The sequence below is a fragment of the Nonomuraea sp. NPDC048892 genome, assembly GCF_040649735.1.
Taxonomy (GTDB): Bacteria; Actinomycetota; Actinomycetes; order Streptosporangiales; family Streptosporangiaceae; genus Nonomuraea; species Nonomuraea maheshkhaliensis.
The window spans coordinates 16,070-35,936 of record NZ_JBEZFZ010000039.1 but is presented as its reverse complement, the minus strand read 5'-3'; the positions used below and the strand labels follow the sequence as shown (position 1 = coordinate 35,936).

General features: G+C 72.5%; 15 protein-coding genes. 14 read left to right on the top strand and 1 reads right to left on the bottom strand.

The genetic code is table 11. From position 1 onward, the window contains the following. Nucleotides 1-39 precede the first annotated feature (39 nt). From AB0C28_RS51945 to AB0C28_RS51885, 13 genes are all read left to right on the top strand, one after another. Complete coding sequence (locus tag AB0C28_RS51945) at nt 40-1,590, top strand: ABC transporter substrate-binding protein (RefSeq protein WP_357851312.1); 1,551 nt, start codon at nt 40-42, stop codon at nt 1,588-1,590. Further along, entirely contained in the window at nt 1,587-2,552 is a 966-nt protein-coding gene (locus AB0C28_RS51940) for an ABC transporter permease (RefSeq protein WP_357851309.1), read from the top strand. Before AB0C28_RS51945 ends, AB0C28_RS51940 begins: the two co-directional genes overlap by 4 nt. Then, on the top strand, nt 2,549-3,376 hold the full coding sequence (locus AB0C28_RS51935) for an ABC transporter permease (protein ID WP_358084338.1): 828 nt from the start codon (nt 2,549-2,551) through the stop codon (nt 3,374-3,376). Before AB0C28_RS51940 ends, AB0C28_RS51935 begins: the two co-directional genes overlap by 4 nt. Next, nucleotides 3,373-4,272 (top strand): N-acetylmuramic acid 6-phosphate etherase, encoded by a 900-nt coding sequence (murQ, locus tag AB0C28_RS51930; protein WP_358084335.1) that lies wholly within the window; start codon nt 3,373-3,375, stop codon nt 4,270-4,272. Before AB0C28_RS51935 ends, murQ begins: the two co-directional genes overlap by 4 nt. A 72-nt stretch (nt 4,273-4,344) precedes the next feature. Continuing rightward, nucleotides 4,345-5,520, top strand: a complete 1,176-nt coding sequence (locus AB0C28_RS51925) for an anhydro-N-acetylmuramic acid kinase (protein ID WP_358084332.1) — start codon at nt 4,345-4,347, stop codon at nt 5,518-5,520. Next, a complete protein-coding gene (locus AB0C28_RS51920; RefSeq protein WP_358084329.1) occupies nt 5,517-6,575 on the top strand; it encodes a serine hydrolase domain-containing protein in 1,059 nt (352 codons plus the stop codon). The genes AB0C28_RS51925 and AB0C28_RS51920 overlap by 4 nt, the downstream gene beginning before the upstream one ends. After that, on the top strand, nt 6,572-8,161 hold the full coding sequence (locus AB0C28_RS51915) for an ABC transporter ATP-binding protein (RefSeq protein WP_357851294.1): 1,590 nt from the start codon (nt 6,572-6,574) through the stop codon (nt 8,159-8,161). Before AB0C28_RS51920 ends, AB0C28_RS51915 begins: the two co-directional genes overlap by 4 nt. 36 nt (nt 8,162-8,197) lie before the next feature. Next, nucleotides 8,198-8,626 carry a helix-turn-helix domain-containing protein gene (locus tag AB0C28_RS51910; RefSeq protein ID WP_358084327.1) on the top strand — a complete coding sequence of 143 codons (429 nt, stop codon included), beginning with the start codon at nt 8,198-8,200 and terminating at the stop codon, nt 8,624-8,626. A 9-nt stretch (nt 8,627-8,635) separates the two neighbouring features. After that, nucleotides 8,636-9,367 carry a carbon-nitrogen hydrolase family protein gene (locus AB0C28_RS51905; RefSeq protein ID WP_358084323.1) on the top strand — a complete coding sequence of 244 codons (732 nt, stop codon included), beginning with the start codon at nt 8,636-8,638 and terminating at the stop codon, nt 9,365-9,367. Between the two features lie 103 nt (nt 9,368-9,470). Then, nucleotides 9,471-10,121 (top strand): sensor domain-containing protein, encoded by a 651-nt coding sequence (locus AB0C28_RS51900; RefSeq protein ID WP_358084320.1) that lies wholly within the window; start codon nt 9,471-9,473, stop codon nt 10,119-10,121. Between the two features lie 86 nt (nt 10,122-10,207). Next, nucleotides 10,208-11,272, top strand: a complete 1,065-nt coding sequence (locus AB0C28_RS51895) for a DUF559 domain-containing protein (protein ID WP_358084317.1) — start codon at nt 10,208-10,210, stop codon at nt 11,270-11,272. 3 nt (nt 11,273-11,275) lie between these two features. Continuing rightward, nucleotides 11,276-11,938, top strand: coding sequence for a hypothetical protein (locus AB0C28_RS51890; protein WP_358084314.1), 663 nt, complete (start codon nt 11,276-11,278; stop codon nt 11,936-11,938). Continuing rightward, nucleotides 11,935-15,057, top strand: coding sequence for an ATP-binding protein (locus tag AB0C28_RS51885; protein ID WP_358084311.1), 3,123 nt, complete (start codon nt 11,935-11,937; stop codon nt 15,055-15,057). The genes AB0C28_RS51890 and AB0C28_RS51885 overlap by 4 nt, the downstream gene beginning before the upstream one ends. Before the next feature lie 51 nt (nt 15,058-15,108). On the opposite strand, the gene AB0C28_RS51880 is transcribed toward AB0C28_RS51885, so the two are convergent. After that, the gene (locus AB0C28_RS51880; protein ID WP_358084308.1) at nt 15,109-18,894 is read right to left on the bottom strand and encodes a S8 family serine peptidase; all 3,786 of its coding nucleotides are present in this window, start codon (nt 18,892-18,894) and stop codon (nt 15,109-15,111) included. A 155-nt stretch (nt 18,895-19,049) separates the two neighbouring features. Between AB0C28_RS51880 and AB0C28_RS51875 the strand changes: the two genes are divergently transcribed. Then, a complete protein-coding gene (locus AB0C28_RS51875; RefSeq protein ID WP_358084306.1) occupies nt 19,050-19,859 on the top strand; it encodes an alpha/beta fold hydrolase in 810 nt (269 codons plus the stop codon). The last annotated feature ends 8 nt before the right edge of the window (nt 19,860-19,867 follow it).

Genomic DNA, 19,867 nt, shown 5'->3' with positions numbered 1-19,867 from the left:
TCTGCGTAATTTTATGACCTACTGTTCTGAGGAGACCATATGCCCCGTGGCGCCATCTCCGCGGTCGGCATCGCCGCTGCGCTGTCCCTCGCCCTCACCGCCTGCTCGTCCTCCTCGGGCGCACCCTCCGGCACCGCGTCCGGCACCGGAGCGCCGGGCGGCGCGCTCGTCGTCGGCGTGACCTCCGACCCCGACACGCTCTTCCCCTGGAAGGCCACCCAGTTCCAGGCCGTCAACGTGCTGCAGAACCTGTACGGCACGCTCACCGAGTTCGACAAGGACCTCAACGTCGTCCCCGGCCTGGCCGAGTCCTGGGAGACCTCCGACGACGGCAAGAAGCTCACGCTCAAGCTGCGCCAAGGGGTGACGTTCGCCGACGGCAGCGCGTTCGACTCCAAGGACGTCAAGGACTCCCTCGACAAGATCCTGGACGAGAAGACCGCGGCCGTGGCGCGCGCCTCGCTCGCGTCGGTCACGTCGGTCAAGGCGAGCGGCCCCGACACGGTCGAACTGGAGCTGAGCGGCCCCGACGCGGCGCTGCCCGCCAACCTGGCCACCGTCAACCTGGCGATCCTCTCCTCCGACGACACCGAGGAGAAGCTCAACGCCACGCCCAACGGCACCGGCCCGTTCACGCTGGGCAAGCGCGTGCCGAGCCAGTCGATCACGCTGACCAGGAACGACAAGTACTGGGGCGCCGAGAAGCCGAAGCTCGCCTCGGTCGAGTTCCGGGTGATCCCCGACGAGTCGTCCATCGTGTCGGCCATGCAGTCGGGCAACGTGCAGCTCGCCGTCTTCAACGACCCGCTCGTCGCGCAGACCGCGGCCGGCGGCGGCACGATCCAGGTGGCCAAGACGCCGCAGCTCAACTACCACGTGCTCCAGCTCAACGCGCAGCACGGCGACCTCAAGGACGTCAACGTGCGCCTGGCCGTCCAGTGCGCGATCGACCGCAAGCAGGTGCTCGACACCGCCGCGCTCGGCGAGGGCGAGGTGACAGGACCGATCACCGCCCCGGCGTTCAAGTCGGACCCGAACAAGCGTCCCTGCCCGGCCCGCGACCTGACCAAGGCGGCCGAGTACCTCACCAAGGCCGGCAAGCCCGGCGGCGTGACGATCAAGACCATCGTCTCCCAGGGCGAGTACGCCACCTCCGTCAACGAGGCGCAGAACCTCAAGGCCCAGCTCGCCGAGGCGAAGATCACCCTGGACCTGGAGGTGCTGGAGTCCGGCGCGTTCGTGGACCGCTGGGTGGCGGCCGACTTCGACGCGGCCGTGGCGCTCAACGGCGGGCGCCCCGACCCCGACGGCTCCTACGGCCGCTACTTCACCAGCAAGGGCAACCTGAACAAGGTCGCCGGCTACAGCTCCCCCGAGCTGGACGAGCTGTTCGCGCAGGGCAAGGCGACGACCGACCAGGCCGAGCGCAAGGCCATCTACGAGAAGGTCGGCGCCGAGCTGGAGGACAACGCGGCCTGGATCTGGCTGTTCGCCGGCTACACCTACACCGCGACGACCTCCGGCGTGCAGGGCTTCGTCCCGATGGCCAGCGGCTCGCTGCAGTACCTGCGGACCACCTCGGTCGGATGACGATCCTGCGCAACCGCGTCCTGCGGCGCGTGGCCGAGACGCTGGGCATCCTGTTCGGGGTGGCCGTGTTCGTCTTCGTCATGCTCAGGGCGATCCCCGGCGACCAGATCACGGCCGGTCTCGGCACCGAGGCCGCCGCGCTCACCCCGGCCCAGCGGCAGGCACTGGAGCAGTACTACGGCCTGGACCAGTCGCTGGTCACCCAGTTCTTCTCGTGGCTGGGCAACATGTTCACCGGCAACTTCGGCTACTCGGCGCGCTCGCAGCAGAGCGTGCTGGAGCTGACGCTGCACTCGCTGCCGGTGACGTTCGAGCTGGCGGTGTTCTCGATCGTGCTGGCGCTGCTCATCGGGGTGCCGCTGGGCATGCTGGCGGCCTCGCGGACGAACTCCGTCCGTGACGCCGCCGGCCAGGTGGTGAGCCTGGCCGGCCTGTCGATCCCGGCGTTCCTGCTGGCCACGACGCTGCTGTCGGTCTTCGCGGCGTCGTTCGGGTTCAACCCCAACGGGCAGGGCTTCGCCACCTTCGTCGACGATCCGCTGCTCAACCTGCGGCAGATGCTGCTGCCCTCCCTCGTGCTGGGCTTCGGCATCGCCGCACCCATCCTGCGCACCACCCGTACGGCGGTGCTGGAGGTACGCTCGAACGACTTCGTGCGCACAGCCCGCGCCAAGGGCGTGCCGGAGCGGCGGCTGCAGATCAGGCACGTGCTGGGCAACGCGCTCGTGCCGATCGTGACCATGACCGGGCTGCAGTTCGGCTACCTGCTGGGCGGGGCCGTGGTGGTCGAGCAGATCTTCTCCGTCCCCGGGATCGGGCGGCAGGTGCTGCTGGGGATCCAGCAGAAGGAGTACGCGGTCGTGCAGAGCACGGTGCTGGTGATCGCGCTGGCGTTCGTCCTGGTCAACCTGCTGACCGACGGGCTCTACCGGCTCATCGACCCCCGGGTGAGGGCGTCGTGAGCGCGCTGCGGCGCAGTCCCGTGGGGTTGGCCGGCGTGGTGATCCTGGCGCTGCTGGCCGTGGTGGCGGTGCTGTCGTACCTGGGGCTGCTGCCCTACGACCCGATCGCCCAGCATCCGCCGTCGCGGTTCCTCGCGCCGTCCGGCGAGCACCTGTTCGGCACCGACCAGTTCGGCCGCGACGTCTTCTCCAGGGTGGCGGCGGGCGTGGGCAACTCGGCGCTGATCGCGGTGGTCGCGGTGGCGTTCGCCACCGTCGTCGGCACGCTGGGCGGGCTCGTGTCCGGCTTCTACCGGGGCCTGGCCGACGGCGCCATCGGCGGGGTGACGAACGTGCTGTTCGCCTTCCCGCCGCTGCTGCTGGCGCTGTCGCTGGCCTCGGTGCTGGACCGCAACTGGTTCACGATCGCCGTGGCCATCGCCATCGTCTACGTCCCCATCTTCATCCGGGTCACCCGCGGGCCCGTGCTCTCGCTCAGGGAGATCGAGTACGTGAAGGCGGCCGTGTCCACCGGCCTGAGCCGCTGGCAGATCATGCTGCGTCACGTGCTGCCGAACATCACCTCGATCATCGTCATCCAGGTCGCGCTGTCGCTCTCGTGGGCGGTGCTGACCGAGGCGTCGCTGAGCTTCCTGGGCCTGGGCACTCCGCCGCCGGCGCCGTCGCTCGGCTCGATGATCTTCGAGGCGCGCAGCCTGGTGTTCGTGGCCCCCTGGACCCTGATCGCGCCCGGCGCGGTCGTCGTGCTGCTCGTGGTGGGTCTCAACCTGCTCGGCGACGGCCTGCGCGACACACTCGACCCCCGGAACCGAGGGAAGCGGTGAACCTCTCAGAACTGACGACGGAGTCGGCCGATCCGCGCTTCGCCGGCATCGACGTGATGAGCGTCGGCGAGCTGGCGGCGACCATGAACGCGGCCGACGCCACGGTGCCCGCCGCGGTCGCCGCGGCGCTGCCGAGCATCACCGCGGCCATCGAGGCGGCGGCCGCGCGCATGGAGACCGGAGGCCGGCTCGTCTACGTGGGCGCCGGCACCCCGGGCCGGCTGGGCGTGCTGGACGCCTCGGAGTGCCCGCCGACGTTCTCGACGCCGCCCGAACAGGTCTTCGCGATCATCGCGGGCGGCGAGAGCGCGATCGTCTCGCCCTGCGAAGGGGCCGAGGACGACGAGGAGGCGGGGGCGGCGGCCGTGGACGCGGCCGGGATCGGGCCCCTGGACACCGTGGTGGGCATCGCCTCCAGCGGGCGGACGCCGTACGTGCTGGCCGCCGTGCGGCGGGCCCGCGCGCTGGGAGCCCTGACGGTGGGGCTGTCGTGCAACGCGGGCTCGCCGCTCGGCCAGGCGGCCGAGCACGCGATCGAGGTGCTCGTCGGGCCCGAGGTGATCAGCGGCTCGACCAGGCTCAAGGCGGGCACGGCGCAGAAGCTCGTGCTCAACATGTTCTCGACGATCGTGATGGTCCGGCTCGGCAAGACGTACGGAAATCTCATGGTCGACGTGAAAGCGAGCAACGGCAAGCTGCGCGAGCGGGCCGTGAGCATGGTGCGCACGATCACGGGAGCGGGACGCGAGGAGGCGCTGGCGGCGCTCGACGCCAACGGCTTCAACGTCAAACAGGCGGTCGTGGCCTCGCGCTTCGACCTGTCGCCGCAGGACGCGGCGGCGCGGCTGGAACGGGCCGGCGGACGGCTGCGCACGGCACTCGGGGAGCGGGCATGACGGTACGGCTGGGGACGGCATTCGGGGAGCGGGCATGAGAGTACGGCTGGGGACGGCATTCGGGGAGCGGGCATGAGAGTACTCGGGATGATCTCCGGCACCTCGCACGACGGGATCGACGTGGCCGTGGTGGACTTCGAGCTCGTCGGGAGCGTGCTCGAAGGCCGGGTCGGGCACACGGCGAGCACCCCGTACCCGGACGAGCTGCGGGCACGGCTGATCGCGGCGCTGCCGCCCGCGCCGACGACACTGGCCGAGGTGTGCGAGCTGGACACGCTCATCGGGCAGAGCTTCGCGGAGGCCGCGGCGCAGGCCGTCGCACGGGGCGGGCCGGTCGATCTGATCGTCTCCCACGGGCAGACCGTCTACCACTGGGTCGAGGGCACGCACGCGCTCGGCACGCTGCAGATCGGCCAGCCCGCCTGGATCGCCGAGCGCACCGGCGCGCCGGTGCTGTCCGACGTCAGGATCAGGGACGTCACGGCCGGCGGGCACGGCGCGCCGCTGGTGTCGGTGCTGGACGGGCTGCTGCTCGGCGGGCACGAGGGCGGCGCGGGAGCGCTCAACCTGGGCGGCATCTCGAACATGACCGTGGTCCGCGACGGCTCGCTGCACGCGTACGACATCGGCCCCGCCAACGCGCTGATCGACGCCGTGGTGACGAGCAGGGGCCTGAACGCGCGCGGCTTCGACCAGGACGGGCGGATCGCGGCCTCCGGCCGGGTGGACGAGCGGCTGCTGGCGGAGCTGCTGGACGAGCCGTACTACCGGCTGCCGGCGCCGAAGAGCACCGGCAAGGAGCTGTTCCACCTGGGCTACGTGGACGCGGCGGTGGCCAGGTCCGGCTCGGCCGCCGACGACGCCGGCCTGGTGGCGACGCTGACCGAGCTGACCGTGCGCACGGTCGCCGCGGACGTGCGGGCCGCAGGGGTGGGCACGCTGGTCGTCTCCGGCGGCGGCTGCCGCAACCCCGTGATCATGGACGGGCTGCGGGCCGCGCTGCCCGGCGTGCGAGTGGCCCCGTCCGACGAGTTCGGCGCGCCCTCCGACGACAAGGAGGCGATCGCGTTCGCGCTGATCGGCTGGCTGAGCGCGCACGGGCTGCCCGGCACGGCGCCCGGCGGGACGGGTGCCACCGGCCCCCGGATCCTCGGCACGCTGACGCCCGGCGCCGGCCCGCTGGTCCTGCCCACGCCGCTCGCCGAGCCGCCGCGGTCTCTGACGCTGGCGCTGGTGCCGGCCCGATGACGGCACCTGAGGGCACGAAGCCCGAGCACACGCCGCCTCCTGGGCTGGTCATGGCGGCCCGCACGCCGTGGTTCGACCTCGACGAGTACGCCGGGTACCGCACCGTGCGCCCCGACGACCTCACCGGCATGGACCTGATGACCCCGGAGACCTACCACGACCTCGCCTCCGTCACCAAGGTCATGGCCACGACCACGATGCTCATGCGGCTGGTGTCGGACCGGCTGGTGGACCTGGACGCGCCGCTGAGCGCGTACCTGCCGCGGTCGTACGAGGCGATCACCGTGCGGGACCTGCTGCTGCACCGAGGCGGGCTGTGGGAGTGGTGGCCGCTCTACATCGCGCCACAGCTGCCGCCGCCCCGCTACCGCCCCGGCCGCGCCCGCCACTACTCCGACCTGGGCTTCGTCCTGCTGGGCCGGATCGTCGCGGCCGTCACCGGGCTGCGGCTGGACCGGGCGCTGGCCGAGCTGGTCACCCGGCCGCTCGGCCTCACCTCGACCACGTACGCCCGCCCGGCCGGCTCCGAGGCGGCCATGAGCGCGCTCGACGACCGGGTCGAGATGACCATGCTGGACACCGGCCGGCCCTACCCGGTCCCCTACCGCAGCACGGACTTCGCCCGCTGGCGCGCCGAGCCGGTGATCGGGCAGGTCGCCGACGGCAACGCCTTCCACGCCCTCGACGGCGTCTCCGGCCACGCGGGCCTGTTCTCGACCGTGCCGGACCTGCTCAAGTACGGGGCCGCGCTGTCCAGGTACGAGGACTACGACCACCTGTGGCGGCCCTCGGTGGCGCGGGAGTTCTTCGCCCCCGGCCCCGACCAGGAGCAGGCGCTGGGCTTCCGCCGATACGCGCTGGAGCTGGCCGGCGAGACCGTCACCGTGCTCGGCCACCCCGGCTACGTGGGCTGCGCGGTCGGCTTCGTGCCCGGCCGTGACATCACGCTGGCGCTGGCCTCCAACCGGCTGCTCGCCGAAGGCGCGCCGACCCCCACCGACGCCCTCTGGGCCGACCTGCTGCAGGCCGTCTCCCACCGATCGAGGACCGCATGAGCCCGCTCCTGGAGATCCGCGACCTGTCGGTCGCCTTCCGCACCCGCAGGCAGGACGTCACCGTCGTCAGGAACGTCTCGATGGAGATCCTGCCCGGCCAGACCGTCGCGGTGGTCGGCGAGTCCGGCTCGGGCAAGTCGACCACGGCGGCGGCGGTCAACCGGCTGCTGCCCGGCAACGGCCGGATCACCGGCGGCCAGGTGCTGTTCGACGGCCGGGACCTGGCCAAGGCGAGCCAGCGCGAGATGACCGCCATCCGCGGCGCGGGCATCGGCCTGGTGCCGCAGGACCCGATGTCGAACCTCAACCCGCTCATGCGCATCGGCGACCAGATCGCCGAGGCCCTGGAGGTGCACGGGGTCGCCACGGGCAAGGCCGCGCGCGCCCGCGTGCTGGAGCTGCTCGACCTGGTCGGCATCCCCGAGCCGGAGCGGCGGCTGGCCCAGTACCCGCACGAGTTCTCCGGCGGCATGCGGCAGCGCGCGCTGATCGCCATGGGGCTGGCCTGCCGGCCGAAGCTGCTCATCGCCGACGAGCCCACCTCCGCCCTGGACGTGACCGTGCAGCGGCGCATCCTCGACCAGCTGGAGCAGCTCACCGCCGAGATGGGCACGGCGGTCTTCCTCATCACGCACGATCTGGCGCTGGCGGCCGAGCGGGCCGACGTGGTGGCGGTCATGTACCAGGGGGAGATCGTGGAGACCGGGCCCGCGGCCGGCATCCTCGCCGATCCCGGTCACGACTACACCCGGCGGCTGCTGAAGGCCGTGCCCAGCCTGTCCTCGGTCCGCGTCGCCGAGCCGCCCGCGGAGACCGGGGACCTGGTCGTGGTGGAGGGCCTGCGCAAGGTGTTCCCCGTCCGGGGCACCGGCGAGGAGTTCACGGCGGTGGACGGGGTGTCGTTCACCGTCCCCCGGGGCCGTACCGTCTCGATCGTGGGCGAATCGGGCTCGGGCAAGTCGACGACCGCGAACCTGCTGCTCGGCCTGGACGAGCCGACCTCCGGCAGCATCCGCTTCGACGGCACGGACACCGCCGGGCTCGGCCGCCGGGAGCTGTTCGCCTTCCGCAGGCGGGTGCAGCCGGTGTTCCAGAACCCGTACGCCTCCCTCGACCCCCGCTACACCGTCGAGAAGTCGATCACCGAGCCGCTGCGCGTGCACGGCGTCGGCACCGCGGCCGAGCGCAGGCGGACGGCGGCCGAGCTGCTGGAGAAGGTGTCGCTGCCCGCGTCGATGGGCGAGCGGCTGCCGCACGAGCTGTCCGGCGGCCAGCGCCAGCGGGTGGCCATCGCCCGCGCGCTGGCCCTGTCGCCCGAGCTGGTCGTGCTCGACGAGGCCGTCTCCGCGCTGGACGTGCTGGTGCAGGCGCAGATCCTGGAGCTGCTCGCCGGGCTGCAGCGCGAGCTGGGGCTGACGTACCTGTTCATCAGCCACGACCTGGCCGTGGTACGGATGATCTCCCACGCGGTGCACGTCATGCGCGGCGGGCGGATCGTGGAGAGCGGCGCCACCGAGGAGATCTTCGACCGTCCCTCGGACGACTACACCCGCGAGCTGCTCGCCGCGATCCCCGGCACCCGGTAAGTTGGAAATCCGGACTGTGTAGTAGGAGGCGCCCTCATGCCCAGGGAATGCTCGATCGCCAACGCGCTGGCGGTTGTCGGCGAACGATGGAGCCTGCTCGCCCTGCGGGAGATCTTCCTGGGCGTGCGGCGCTTCGACCAGATCGCCCGCAACACCGGCGCCAGCCGCGACATCCTCACCACCCGGCTGCGCAAGCTGGAGGAGACAGGACTCCTGGAGCGCCGCCTGTACGAGACGCATCCACCGCGTCACGAGTACGTGCTGACCGAGTCGGGCCAGGCGCTCAACGCGGTGCTGCTGACGCTCATGTCCTGGGGCGACCGTTACGTCACCGAGGGCGAGCCGCCCGCGATCTGGGAGCACAGCTGCGGGGCGGTGCTGGAGCCGGTCACGGTGTGCGCGGCCTGCCAGGAGCCGGTCACCATCCAGGACCTGACCCCTCTCCGCCTGGCCGTGCCCCAGTAGCCGGGCCTCATGAAGATCCTCCTGGTTCAGCCCCCGCACTGGTCCCCCGACGGCCACGCCAACTTCGACGCCATCGAGGACCTGCTCCCCTCCCCCGCCGGCGACGTCGTGCTGCTGCCCGAGCTGGCCGGCTCCAGCCTGCCCCGCGCCGACTACCTGGCCAGAGTGCGCGCCCTGGCCAAGGGCTCGGGCGCCGCCGTCGTGGGTGGCTCCCACTACGACGGTCCCGTCAACAGGGGTGCGGTGTTCGACGCGGGGGGCCGGCTGCTGCTGGAGTACGACAAGGTGCATCCGTACGGGCTGGAGCTGCGCAACGGCGTACGGCCCGGTCTGCCGAGCGCCGGGTTCGAGCTGGCCGGGCGCCGCCTGCACGTCTTACTCTGCGCCGACCTGTGGTATTCGGCCGCCCTGGCCGGTCACGACGCCTTCGACGCGGTCCTCGTGCCCGCCTTCTCCGTCACCCGCTGGTCCGGCCCCGCTCCGGCGAGGGAGTTGTGGCAGCACATGAGCGTGGCGCGGGCGTATGAGTTCATGACGTACGTGGCGGTCAGCGACTGGCACCACGAGACCACGTACCAGGAGCATCCGTGCGCGGGCGTCACCGGCTTCGCCAACCCCTGCCCGGAGACGCACACCGGCTTCTTCACCGGCCCGCCCGACGCGCCCGTCTCCGCCTTCGACCTCGACTTCACCCGCCTGCACGCCTTCCGCCACGACCGCGCCGCCCGCGGCTTCGGGTAGAGCCGCTGGGTCGTTCGCCGTTCGAGGGTAGGGCGCGCCCTACCCTCGAACGTGCCGTGGGCAGGCTCGTGGCGGCGGGGGCCGAGTCCGTAGCGTTCCTCGCATGACCTCCCTCCGGCGCCGTCTGGCCACCGATACCCGCTACGCCCTGCTCGGCCTGCCCGTGGCCGTGCTTCACTTCGCCGTCGCCGTGGCCGGGATCGCGGCCGGGGTGGGCGGCGCGGTCGCGTTCGTCGGCCTGCCCATCCTGGCCGGCGCCGCCGCCATGGCCAGGGGCCTGAGCGACGTCGAACGGGTCGCGCTGCCGGAGGTCCTCGGCCGCTCCGTCGCCCGCCCCTCCTACACCGCCGTCCCCGCCGGGGCCGGCTGGTTCCGCCGCCTGATGAACCCGCTGGCCAGCGGGCAGTCCTGGCTCGACCTGCTGTACGGCATCATCGCCTTCCCGTTCTCGCTGGCCGCCGCCGTCGTGACCATGGTGTGGTGGGCCGGGACGATCGCCGGTCTGATGTTCCCCGTCTACGGCTGGATCCTGGCCCGGCTTCCGGGGACCGACGGCAGTCTGGCCGCGCTGCTCGGTCTGGGTGACGGCGACCTGGCCTTCGTGGGCGTCAACACCGCCGTCGGCGTGCTGTTCGCCCTCACCCTGATGCCCGTCGTCCGGGCCGCGGCCCTGGTCAAGGCATCCCTCGCCCAGGCCATGCTGACCCGCGCCTCCTACGCCCCCGCAGGCGTCATCGGCCTGACCTCCGGCTGACTTCAGGCCCGTCATGGGCATACCGCTGGGCTGATCGCCGGGTTGGCGATATACACCGTCACGGAAGCCGATTCAGTCCCGGGGCGGTGGTGCTTGTGCGGTCGTGGTCCGATCTGCCGGTCGGCCGGGTGGTGCGGCTCGACGTGGACGCCGACGCCATGGCACTGAGCATCGATCCGCTGCCGCCGGGAGCGCCGGCCATCCTCAGCTACCGGCCCAGGCTCGCCGAGCTGCTGGACGACGCCCGTACCGTGGCCGAGCTGGTCGCGTCCGTCCTGCGTGAGCTGGATGCGGCTGCGCTGGCGCTGTTCCCCGCCTGGCTGCCAGGCGCCGCCGGGATCGACGGCCCCGGCGGTGCCGGGTTGCGCGCCGTCCGGGCGCTGGCGCTGCGCAGGGCGTCCACCGGCGAGCACTACGGTCCGTTCCTGGCCGAGCTGGCCGAGCGGGCCCTGGCAGGCGGGCCCAGCGCCTTCCCGCCAGAGGTGCGGGCGGCGGGGCTGGCCAGGGTGCTGGCCGACAGCTACGGCAGGAACGCGACCGCCGTCCTGGTCCACGTCCCCGACGAACTCGGGGCCGCCGCCCAGGAGGTGTTCGTGGCGGGGTGCGAATGGCTGGCCCAGCGGGCGAAAGCCGGCGTGTGGCTGACGGGCGCGCCCTTGGACGCCGTCGACCGGGTGCCGACCGTACGACCGCGCCTCGTCAGCGGCCCCACCGGAACCGCCACTCCGACGGACCCGCGGTGGCACTCCGGCACACCAGCCATCGAACCCGGTGGGGCACGGATGTCGTATCCGGCCGTCGCCGGGCGGCCGCATCCCGGAAGTCCCAGTGAACTGGCTTTGGAGGCGGCGTTGGCGCGATGTGCGTGGGCGGTGGGGCGGTCGTGGAATCAGACGTACCTGCCGCACCCCCTGGCCGCCCCCATCCGGCTGGACCTGCTGTGGGAGCGGGAGCGTTGCGTGGTGGAGATCGACGGGCCCGATCACAGGGGCGCCGCCAAATTCGCCGCCGACCGGGAGCGGGACGTGCTGCTCCAACTCGACGGTTACGCCGTGCTGCGCTTCGTCGATGTTCAGGTACTGACCGACATCGAGACCGTGCTCCGCCGGATCGCGCAGTTCCTGCGTGGCCGCCGCGGAACGGAAGGATGACACATGCCGCACACCAGGCTGTCGCTTCCCGACTTCGCCGCACTTCTGGTGCTGGCCGTCGAGGCCAAGGAGGTCTCCAACAGCGAGCTGAAACAGCGGCACAGGCTGTCGATCGACGGCCCGAAGCGACTGCGGCTGAACGAGATGAAGCTGGTGGAGAGCCGGAGGCCGGGCCGGGGGGCGTACCTGCACGTGCTGACCGACGCCGGCTGGGCGCGGCTGGCCGAGGACCTGCGGGCGGGCGCGGTCCCGCCGCAGACGGGGTCCTCGGGCGCGATGGCCCGCGCGCTGCTGGACTGGCTGCCCCGCTACATGGAACGCAACAACCAGAGCCTGGCCGACGTCTTCCACCCGGGTGACGACGAGGAGGAACCGGCCGGCGTCCAGGACCGAGGCGAGGAAGGCGACCTGGAGTCGCGCATCCGCCGCGCCTACGCCGGCCTGGCCGCGCGCCCCGGCGCGTGGGTCAGTCTGACGGACGTGCGCGCGCGGCTGGCCGACGCGCCCAGGGCCGCCGTGGACGAGACGCTCGTGCTCATGGAACGGCTGCCCGACGTCAACCTCGTCCCCGAGTCGAACCAGAAGACGCTCACGGAGGAGGACCGCGCGGCGGCCGTGCTCATCGGCGAGCAGCACAAGCACCTGCTCTGGATCGGCAGGCCATGAGCGGCGGCGTGCACGATCTCGCCGCGCTGAGCTTCAACTACACCGAGAGCGCCGACGACGTGTGGCGCCGCTCGGACTACCACGTGGAGGGGCTGCACGGCGCGTCCACCAGGATCGTCCTCGACGGCCTGGCCGAGGCGGCCGGTCGCCCGGACGCCAGCCCCATCGGCGTGGTCGTCCAGGGCCAGCGCGGCACGGGCAAGACGCACCTGCTCGGCTGGGTACGCGAGCAGGTGCAGCAGCAGGGCGGCTACTTCGTCCTGGTGGGCCTGCTGGACGCCAAGGGCTTCTGGGAGAGCACCGTGGTGTCCATCCTGGACAGCCTGTCGCGGCCCAGGGAGGACGGCCAGGTCCAGCTCACGGTGCTGCTCGACCGCCTGGCCTCGATGGTCGGGCTGTCGCGCATGGCCAGGCGCGCGATCACCGGCAAGCGGGCCGTCACCCGGCAGGAGCTGGACCTGTTCGTGACCGCGCTGCGCCGCCTGGACCCACAGGCGGGCCGGGAGTGCCAGGACACGGCGCGGGCGCTGGTGCTGCTGGCCGGCGACGACCTGGGGCTGCAGGACCTGGGCGAGGCGTTCCTGTCGTCCGCGCCCGAGGGCGAGCCGGGCGAGCGCGCCCTGTGGGGCATCCGGCAGGTCGGCAGGACGCCGCAGGAGATCGTCAGGGACGTCTCCCGCCTGATGGCGCTCACCGGCCCGACGATCATCGCCGTGGACCAGATCGACCCTCTGGTCGCCCAGTCCTCCATGCCGACCAAGGGCGCCGCCCGCGACCCGGGCGAGACGGCGATGATCGAGCGGATCGCGGGCGGCCTGATGGCGCTGCGCGAGGTCACCCGCAGGACGCTGACCGTGGTGACCTGCATCCCGGCGACGTGGGCGCTCGTCGAGGACGTGGCGGTGGACACCGTACGGGACCGGTTCAGGCAGGCGGTCCAGCTCATGACCATCCCGGACGCCGAGACCGCGACGGCCCTGGTCGCCCGGCGGTTCGAGGTCCAGTACGGCGAAGCCGGGATCAAGCCGCCCTACCCCACCTGGCCGGTGCCGCCCGAGGCGTTCGCCCAGGCGCCCGGGTTCACGCCGCGTCAGCTCCTCATCGCGATCGATCGGCACGTCCGCGCGTGCCTGGCGGACGACGAGGTACGGGAGCTGACCGCGTTCACCGCCACGCCGCCGGCCCAGGACGGCCCTCCTTCCGTGCCCGCGGTCTCTTCCGACGACCTGCGCGCCCTGGACGCCCGGTTCGCGGAGCTGCGGGACGCCGTCCCCGCGCCGCGGATCGACCAGGTGAGCGAGGACACCGCGATGCCCGCGCTGCTGGCGGCCGGGCTGTCGGCCTGGATCGCCGAGCAGGGCGAGCCGGGGGTCGCGTTCAGCGTGGACCCGCCGCCCAGCCCGAAGCCGCCCCTGCACGCGCGGCTGCGCCGCACCCTGGACGAGACGAGCGAGGACGAGGTCCACTGGGCCTTTCGCGCGGTCACCGCCGGGCACGGCAACGCGGCGCTGAACCGCATCCGCAAGGCTTCGGTGGCGGCCGGGCTGGACGCCGAGGTGCCGAAGCGGCGGCTGTTCCTGCTGCGGAACGCGCCGTGGTCCAAGGGGGCGGCGACGCGGGCGGCCATCGCGGCGTTCGAGCAGGCCGGCGGGCGGACCCTGCGGATGGGCGAGGACGATCTCCGCGTGCTGGGCGCGCTCAGGTCGATGCTCGCCGAGAATCCGCCGCACCTGGCGGGCTGGCTGGCGCGGCGGCGGCCGACGGCCTCGGTGTCGTTCCTCACCGAGGCCCTGACCAACGCCCCGACCAACGCCTGGAGCGTTCCCACCCGCGAGCCCACCCCCGCGCAGCCGAGCACGCATCACCGGGACGCCGGTTCGTCCGCGACGCGCGTCCCGTATCTTTCGCTCGGCCGCCGGATGGCCGACGGCGCGCCCGTGAGCGTGGCGCTGGAGGCGCTCAGGAAGCACGTCACGATCTTCGCCGGATCGGGGTCGGGCAAGACCGTGCTGATCCGCCGCCTGGTCGAGGAGTGCGCGCTGTCCGGCGTCCCCGCCATCGTGCTCGATCCGAACAACGACCTGGCCAGGCTGGGCGAACGCTGGCCCGAGCCGCCGGCGGCCTGGGAGGAGGGGGACGCGCGCCGGGCCGAGGAGTATCTGACGGGCACCGACGTGGTCGTCTGGACGCCGGGCCGGGCGGGCGGTCGCCCGCTGAGCTTCCAGCCGCTGCCGGACTTCGCCGGTCTGGCGGGCGATCCCGACGAGTTCGCCGAGGCGGTGGAGGCGGCGGTCGCGTTCATCGCGCCGCGCATCAGGCTCGATGCCAACACGAACAAGGCGCAGCTCGGTCAGGCGGTGCTGCGCAAGGCGCTGGCGTACTACGGGGTGCGCGGCTCGACGAGCCTCAAGGGGTTCGCGGCGCTGCTGTCGGACCTGCCCGACGGCGTGAGCGAGCTGGCCGACGCCCAGCGCATCGCGGCCGGGCTGGCCCAGTCGCTGACCGCCGCCATGGACAACGATCCGTTGTTCGGCGGCACCGGGACCCCGGTCGATCCAGCCCTGCTGGTGACCCCGCCGGAGGGCAAACGGGCGCGGGTGTCGGTGATCAGCCTGGTCGGGCTGCCCTCCCTGGAGCAGCGGCAGAGCTTCGTGAGCCAGTTGCAGATGGAGCTGTTCGTCTGGTTCAAGCGACATCCTGCGCAGGACCGGCCGCTGGGCGCGCTGCTGGTGATGGACGAGGCGCAGACGTTCGCGCCGGCCACGGGGGCGGCGGCCTCCACCCGCAGCACGGTGCTGCTCGCCTCCCAGGCCCGCAAGTACGGTCTCGGCCTGGTCTTCGCCACCCAGGCGCCGAAGGGGCTGCACAACCACATCCCCGGCAACTCGGCCACGCAGTTCTTCGGCCTGCTGAACGCCCCGATCCAGATCTCCGCGGCCAGGGAGATGGCCAGGTCGAAGGGCGGCGACGTGCCGGACGTCTCGCGGCTGAGCTCGGGCGAGTTCTACGTGGCGACGGAGGGCGCCGCTCCGGTCAAGACGCGGATCCCCATGTGCCTGACCAGGCATCCCCGCTCGCCGCTGACGACGGAGGAGGTCATCGAGAAGAGCAGGGCCTGAAACCCCTCCGGGGGAGCGCCGCCGCGCGGCACTCCCCCGGAAGCTCGGTCGTCAGCGCATGGCGTAGGCGCGGATCACCTCCAGCGCCAGCGTGTGACCCTTGATGTCGGAGGCGTTCAGCCGCAGCGAGACGAACCCGGACGGCGAGCGGTCCAGCGTGGTCTCGTAGGCCCGCTGCCCCTTGGCCCGCAGGCGGGCCGGCTTCCAGGTGGCGCCGTCGTCGTACGACACCTCCAGCGAGACGTCCTTGATCGCGCTCTGCTCCGCCCCCTCCTGCTGGCGCAGCGACAGGCCGAGCGTCCGCGACCTGGCCTGGTTCTTCAGGTCCACCGGCGCGTCGAACGCGGCCAGCAGCAGCGGGATCACCGTCGGCTCCGCCGCCTGCTCGGAGTCGAACGTCCACACGCTACGGGTCCGCTTGGACAGCTTCGCCCAGCCGGCCTCGTTGGCCACGTCGTACTCGATCCGGTACGCGCCCTTCTCGGCGGGCAGCGTCCCCGACCCCTGGGGCAGGTAGTTCGTCTGCCACAGCAGCTCGTCGCCCTGGTAGAGCCGGAAGTCGGTCTTCAGCCCCTGCTCGAAGCCGCTGGTGTAGGCCTCGCCGTAGTTGCCCTGGGCGTCCACGAAGCCCTGCATCGAGACGAGCAGCCGGTCGCCGTCCCTGCGCAGCGGGTTGCGCGGGTTGATGCCGGGCAGCAGCGGCTGCTTGAGCACGCTGTGCTCGGTCCGCTCCCCCACCTCGTACGGCCGGAACACCGGCGACGACAGGGCCAAGCGGACCGTGTCGGGGTGCGGCCACAACGTGTTGTAGTGCCGCTCCGGCGCGCCCGCCGAAGTGCTCCACCGCAGGTCGGGGTCGGGGGTGACATAGTCGGTACGGGTGCGCGGCGTCTTGGGCAGGGGATGGTTCGTCGAGATCGACAGGTTGTCCCAGGGCTCGAAGACGAAGCGGGCCTCGTTGGCCGTCACGTCGTCGGCGAGCTGGCTGTGGAAGCCGGTCTCGATCCTGGCCAGCGACTTCGCGCGGACCACGTACTTCAGCGAGTCGCGGACCCGGCCCTGCTCGCGCAGGTAGAGGTCGTAGACGTACGGGCTGGCCGTGATGCCCTTGGCCACGATCGGCACGGGCAGGCGGCGCAGCCGCTCGACCAGCTTCAGCCCCTCCTCGTGGGTCAGCCGCACGGTCGGCACGCTCAGCTTGACCCCGTTGCCGCCCGTGGTGACGTCGGCGCCCGGCTGGTCGCTGTAGACCGCGACCATCGCCGCCCCGGCCGCCGCGGCGGCGTTGGACTGGGTGGAGACGGGCACGCCCTCGGTACGGCGGATGACGGCCAGTTTGCCGCGCAGGTCGCGGGCCTTGATCTCCTTCTCCGAGCCGCGCCCCGCGTCCACGGCGAGCAGCAACCTGGTGCCGTCGAGGCGCGGGTACTCGGTGGAGAAGTCGCTGAACTGGACGGGGTCGACGTACTGGGGGTCCAGCTTCAGCCCGAGGGTGGTCAGGGCGATCTCCGGGGCCTTGAGCCGCCAGCGGGTGGAGACCACGAACGTGCCCTTGGTGACCTTCCGCGTGGGCTGGACGAACAGGCGCTCCTCGATCTGCCCGCCGGGCGTGATCGTGGTGCCGCCGCGCAACGCGGTGCCCTGCTCGCCGGCGCGGTACCACTGGAGGGCCGCGGCGGCCCCGGTGTTGCGCTTGGTCTGGTGGTCGGGCGTCTCGATCTTCACCTCGACGGCCTTGCGGGCGTCCAGCACGACCTCGGTGTTCTCGGTGATCTTCATCTCCGGGTCGCCGAGGAGGCTCTCGTTGAGCGGTTTGCCGGTCTCGGTGCTGTCCCCGGTGGCGGGCATCGTGAAGACGTGGCCGAGCACGGAGTAGGTGCCGGGCTTGACGAGCAGGCAGGTGCCCTGGCCGTACTTGGCGTCGGTGCAGGGCTGCTCGGGCGAGCCGGGCAGGACACGGCCGACCAGGGTGCCCTCGTCCAGGTTCAGCACGGTGAAGCCGCCGCGGGCGTTGCGGCCGTCCCTGGCGATGCCGCGGACGCGCAGTTCGACCCGCTTGTCGTCGACGTTCGCCGTCAGCAGCGTACGCACGCCGGAGGCCGTGAGCTCCTGGCGCAACGATCCGGTGGTGTCGGCCTTGATGGTGACCTTGGCCTCGGCGGTGCCGCCTGCGGGGACGGTGAGCTCGGCCGGTTCGACGCTGAACGCCGCGCCGCTGGACAGCTTCAGCGCGGCGGGCGCCTGGCCGAGGTTGTGGTAGCCGACGGTGAGGGTCTTCTCCTCGCCCTTGGTGAGGCGGCCGAAGTTGAGTGAGCCGGCCGAGGCCACGACCGTGCTCTTGAGCGCGGCGGCGACGTCGATACGGCCCGCGCCCTGCGCGTCCACCGGGATGCCGTCACCCGGACGGGCGGAGGCCATGAGCAGGGACTTCAGCTCGCCACCGGTGATCCCGGGGCGGGCCTGGCGCAGCAGCGCCGCCGCTCCCGCGACGTGCGGGGTGGCCATCGAGGTGCCGGACATCGTGGCGAGCCCGCCGCCCGTCTTGGCCGCGCTGATGTCCACACCGGGAGCGGTGACGTCGGGCTTGACCGCGCCGTCGGCGATGATCGGGCCCTTGCTGGAGAACTCGGCGAGCTTGTCCTGCTTGTCCACCGCGCCGACGGTCAGCGCCTCGGGGGCGTCGCCGGGGCTGCCCACGCAGGAGTCGCAGCCGTCGTTGCCGGCCGCGATCACGAAGAGCGTCCCGTACTGGCGGGTGAGGGTGGAGACGGCGTCGGTGAGCGGGCCGCCCGCCTCGGGGCTGCCCAGGCTCATGTTGACGACCTCGGCACGCTTCTCGCCGGCCGCCCACTCCATGCCGTCGATGATCCAGGAGAGCTGGCCGTAGCCGTCGGCGGCCAGCACGCGGCCGTTGAGCACCTTGGCGCCGGGCGCCACGCCCTTGCCGCCCTCGGTGCCGCCCTCGGCGCCGGTGCCCGCGATGGTGGCGGCCACGTGGGTGCCGTGGCCGTGCGGGTCGCCTGCCGCGTTCTCGCCGGTGAAGTCGCGCTGGTCGGCGACCTTGCCGGCCAGGTCGGGGTGGGCGGCGTCCACGCCGGTGTCGAGCACGGCCACGGTGGTGCCGGTGCCGTCGTACCCGGCGGCCCACGCCTCGGGCGCGCCGATCTGCGGCACGCTGTCCTTCAGCACCGGCTCGACCTTGCGGTCGAGCCAGATCTTGGTCACGCCCGCCAGCGGTCCCGCCGCGCGGGCCTGCGGCGACGGGGAGGCCAGCTTGGCCAGCTCCGCCCCGAACGCCTTCGCGTCCGCCGCGGCCACCGACACGCCCGCGCCGCCGATGCTCTCCAGCGTGCGGACCTGCTTGGCGGCCGGGATGGCCGCCTTGGTACTGTTGGGCGGATACGTGAGGATGAGCGGAATGGCGGCGCCGTAGGACTGCTCGGCCAGGGCGGTCACGTTGAACAACTCGGCGTCAAGGCGCTCGGGGACAAGCGTGGCGACGTCGTCGGGGATGACCGTCACCCCGCGCTCCGACTCCAGCACCTGGAACGTCGGCACGGAGCCGTCCGCCCGGGGCGCGGGCGTGACCGTGACGGTCCTGTGCTCGCCGTCCACGGCGCGCACCTGCACCTGGTCACCGGTGATCAACGTGATCTCGTCGCTCGCCGGCGCGGGCGTGAACGCCCCAGGCGGCGCCGCCGTGTCGATCACGGCGGACGCGGCGGATGCGGCGGATGCGGCGGCGGGTGCGCCGGGAATCGCCAGCGACGAGGCCGCCATGACCACCGAGGCGGCCATCACCGTCCCTCGCCTCACCCGGCTTAAGCCACGCAGCATGGACGACCTCCCAAGAATCGGTAAGCACGAATACCGCATTCCTAGTCATCCTGAGCTGCGGTGTCTATGAGATCGCCATGGCTAGAACCCGACTTGTCGTATATCCGCCAGTCCAGGTTGGCGGCCGGTCCCCGCGCGTCTACAGTTGGCGGACCATGGACTCCGGAATGCTCGACGTTCCCGGCGCACGCCTCTACTACGAGGTCCGCGGCTCAGGGCCGGTGCTGCTCGTGATCCTCGGCGGCGGCGCGGACGCCGCGATGGCCGCGCCCATGGCCGAGGTCATGGCCGGGCGCTACACGGTGATCACCTATGACCGGCGCGGCGCCGTCCGCAGCCCGCTGGCCGGGCCGCCCGCAGAGCAGCGGATCGAGGAGCACGCGGACGACGCGCTGCGGCTGCTGCAGGCGGCCGGCGCCGGCCCCGCGCACGTGTTCGCCACCCATTCCGGCGCGCTGATCGGCCTCGATCTGCTGGCCCGCCACCCGTCCTCGGTACGGCGGCTGGTGGCGCACGAGCCGCCCGCGTTCGACCTGCTGCCCGACGCCGATCACTGGCGGCGGCTGACGCGGGAGGCGGTGGAGGTGTGCGAGCGCGAGGGCGTCGGCCCGGCGATGCGCAAACTCGGCGAGGAGACCGGCGTCACCGCGCCGCCCGAGCCCGACCCCGGGCTGCCGCAGTGGGTGCGCGACATGCTGGGCCGGATGACGGTCAACATGGAGATGAGCTGTCGCTACGAGCTGCGCCCCTTCTCCGCGTACGTGCCCGACGCGGCGGCGCTGCGCGCGGCCCCGGTCGTGCCGGCCTACGGGGCCGAGACGAGGAGCAGGCTGATGCACCGCGCCACGCTGGCCGTCGCCGGGCTGCTCGGCCGCGAGGCCGTGGAGCTGCCCGGCGACTACGTCGGCTATCTGCGCAGCCCGGCGCAGTTCGCCGAGGCCCTGCACGCCAGGCTGACAGCCTGAGCCGAGGC